This is a genomic window from Streptomyces phytophilus, assembly GCF_013870535.1.
In the GTDB taxonomy this organism is placed as follows: Bacteria; Actinomycetota; Actinomycetes; order Streptomycetales; family Streptomycetaceae; genus Streptomyces; species Streptomyces phytophilus.
Genome location: NZ_JACBXC010000650.1, coordinates 1 through 3390, shown reverse-complemented (window position 1 = coordinate 3390; position 3390 = coordinate 1). Strand labels below are relative to the sequence as shown.

Sequence of the window (3390 nt, the reverse complement as noted above, 5' to 3'; positions counted from 1 at the left end):
GCCGGGCTGCTGCTGCTCGTACTCCTCGCCCTCCTCGCCCCCTGGGTGGCCCCCTTCGACCCCAACGAGCAGGGCGCCGACAACCTCCTCGGCCCCTCCGCCACCCACCTCCTGGGCACCGACGAACTCGGCCGCGACATCGCCTCCCGCGTCATCCACGGCACCCGGGCCTCGCTGCTCGTCGGCTTCGGCGCCGCCGCCCTCGGCGCGCTCGCCGGCGTGCCGCTCGGCCTCGTCGCCGGCTACGTCGGCCGCTGGGCCGACGCCGTCGCCATGCGGCTGACCGACCTGCTGCTGGCGGTGCCCGGGATCCTGCTCGCGCTCGTCATCATCGCCGTCCTCGGTCCCGGCCGGCTGAACCTCATCCTCGCCATCGGCATCGGCGCCGTACCGGAGTTCGCCCGGCTCACCCGCGCCGCCACGCTCTCCATCCGGGAGCGCGACTTCGTCGTCGCCTCCCGCGGGATGGGCGCACCGGCCGCCGACACCATGGTCCGCACCGTGCTGCCGAACGTCCTCGGCCCCATCCTCGTCCAGCTCGTCGTCACCGCCTCGCTCGCGGTCGTCGTCGAATCCGGCCTCAGCCTCCTGGGCCTCGGTACCCCGCCGCCCGCGCCCTCGTGGGGCGGGATGCTCCAGGAGGCCCGCGCGTACCTGCACCAGAGCCCCTGGTACGGCGTCTTCCCCGGGCTCTGCCTCGCGTTCACCGTCTTCTGCCTCGACCGGGTGGGGCGCGGGCTGCAACGGGCCTTCGGCACGGCCGTGACCGGCGGGGCGCGGGAAGGGACGATCTAGATGTACGCGTACGTCATCCGGCGGCTGCTGCAGTTCGCCCTCGTGCTGTTCCTCGGCTCCCTCGCCGTCTGGGCGTTCGTCTTCGCGCTGCCCGGCGACCCGGCGACCGTCCTCACCGGCCCCGACGCCGCCCCGGCAGAACTGGCCGCCACCCGTGAGCGCCTCGGCCTGGACGACTCGGTGGTCCAGCAGTACGTCACCTGGCTCGGCAACGCGCTCACCGGCGACCTCGGCGACTCGTACTTCTCCGCCGAGACCGTCCTGTCGACCCTTCTCGACACCGTCCCCGCCACCGGGCAGCTCGCCGCCTTCGCCATGGCGCTGACCCTGCTCATCGGCATCCCGGTCGGCACCGTCGTCGCGCTCCGCCCCCGCTCGTGGGCCGGCCGCGCCGCCGACGCGTACCTCACCGCGGGGCTCGCGATCCCCGCCTTCTGGCTCGGCCTGCTGCTCATCATCGTCTTCGCCGTGCAACTCGGCGCGCTCCCCGCGGCCAGCGACTACGTGCCGCTGCTCAGCGACCCTGCGGGTGCGGTACGCGCCACGATCCTGCCCGCGCTCGCCGTCGCCGTGCACGCCTCCAGCGTGCTCGCCCGCTTCCTGGCCGCCTCGCTGCACGAGGTGATGGGCCGGGACTACATCCGTACCGCGCGGGCCAAGGGCGTGCCGGAGCGGTACGTCGTACGCCGGCACGCGCTGCGCAACGCCGCGCTGCCGACCGTCACCGTCGTCGGCATCCAGCTCGGCGGCTTCCTCGGCGGCACCGTCGTCATCGAGGCCGTCTTCAACTACCCGGGCCTCGGCCGCCTCCTCTACACCTCGATCGGCGAGCGCGACTACGCGGTCGTGCAGGGCGGCGTGCTCTTCGTCGTGGCCGCCTTCCTCTGCCTCAACCTGCTGGTCGACGTCCTCTACGCCTACCTCGACCCGCGGATCCGGCTCGCCTGACCGCCGCCCCGACTCCTCCGCACCCCACTCCTCCCGACACCCGCGCCCGCACTACGTCAAAGGAGTCCTGCCATGGCACGACCCGCGCCGCGGCTCAGCCGGCGTTCCCTGCTCAAGGCCGCCGGTCTGACCGGAGCCGGCTCGCTGACCGGGGTACCGCTGCTGACCGCCTGCGGAGAGGGCAGCCGGTCCGGCGGCGCGTCCGGCCGGCTGACCCTCGGCACCACGCAGATCATGCAGTTCGACCCGTACCAGACGAACACCGCGCTGCACATCCACACCTTCTACGCCTACCTCCTCGACTACACCGACGACTACACGGCCACGCCCGCGGCCGCCTCGAAGTGGGAGTTCGCGGAGGACAAGAAGTCCGTGACCGTGACGCTCCGCAAGAGCGGGTTCCAGTCCGGCCAGGCGGTCACCGCCGCCGACGTCGTCGCGGGCGTCGAGCGGGCCAAGGACCCCGAGGCGGGGTTCACGCTGGCTGCCACGACCGCGTTCATCGACCGCGCCACCGCCGAGGACGACCGCACCGTGCGGCTGGACTTCGCCGAGGCCGTGCCCGACGAGCTGGTCCTGGACTGGATGTTCGCCTTCCCGCTGGTGCCGGCGAAGCGGAACGACGTCGCCCTGCTGGAGAAGGAGCCGGCGGGCTCCGGCCCGTTCCTGCTGGAAGACTTCCGGCGGGACCGGCTGCTGCGGCTGAAGAAGAACCCCGACTTCTGGAAGAGCGGCGAACCGCGGCTGGACGAGGTCGAGTTCCGCTTCTTCCGCGACGAGGAGTCCCTCGTCAGTGCGCTGGAGTCGGGCGACCTCGACGGCGCGCTGTACCTGTCGCTGCGCAACGCCGACCGGCTGCGCGACCGCTACAAGCTGGTCCAGGGCGCGGGCCGGATGGACCTGTTCTTCATGAACGGCGCCCGGCCGCCGTTCGCCGACAAGAAGGTGCGGCAGGCCCTCGCCCGCGCGATCGACCGCGAACGGATCATCGACCAGGTGCGCTTCGGGCTCGGCAAGCCCGTCTACACCGCGTTCATGCCGGAGTCCCCGGCGTTCGACGCCGGCTACCTCGACTCGCACGGCTTCGACCTCGACGCGGCGAAGAAGCTGCTGGACACCGCCGGAGGGCCGCGAAAGGCGACCGCGGCGTTCGGTCCCGAACCGGGCGCCAAGGACATCGTGCAGGCGATCCAGGCCGACTTCGAGAAGATCGGCTTCGAGCTGACGCTCAAGCCGATGGAGGAGACGGCGTTCCTCGACGCGCTGTTCGCCGGCGAACTGGACTGCTGCATCGCCGCGCAGCCGAACAACCTGCAAAGCCCGTCGCTGATCTCCCGCGGGCGGCAGATGCTGCCCACCGAGGACAACGTGATGATGGGCGCCCGCGTACCCGCCCGCTACGCCGCCGCCGTCGAGGCGAGCCGCACCGCGCTCACACCCGACGCGCAGGCCACGGCGTACGCGGAGCTGAACGCGGTGCTGGTCGACGAGGCGTGGGCCGTCGGCATCGCCACCAGGCCCTCGCTGGCCGCGCTGGACCGGAACGTCAGCGGCTACGCCGTCGACAAGCGCGACTTCCTCGACCTCACCCGCACGCGTACCGCGTAGCGGGGGGCGGTGGGCAGTTGGCGGTGGGCGGTGGCCGGT

General features: G+C 72.5%; 3 protein-coding genes. All 3 read left to right on the top strand.

What is annotated here, in order from left to right; genetic code table 11:
- On the top strand, nt 1-795 hold a 795-nt coding region (locus tag H5J30_RS22935), incomplete at its 5' end, for an ABC transporter permease (RefSeq protein ID WP_181789275.1).
- Entirely contained in the window at nt 796-1743 is a 948-nt protein-coding gene (locus H5J30_RS22930) for an ABC transporter permease (RefSeq protein ID WP_181789274.1), read from the top strand.
- A 72-nt stretch (nt 1744-1815) separates the two neighbouring features.
- Nucleotides 1816-3351, top strand: coding sequence for an ABC transporter substrate-binding protein (locus tag H5J30_RS22925; protein WP_181789273.1), 1536 nt, complete (start codon nt 1816-1818; stop codon nt 3349-3351).
- The last annotated feature ends 39 nt before the right edge of the window (nt 3352-3390 follow it).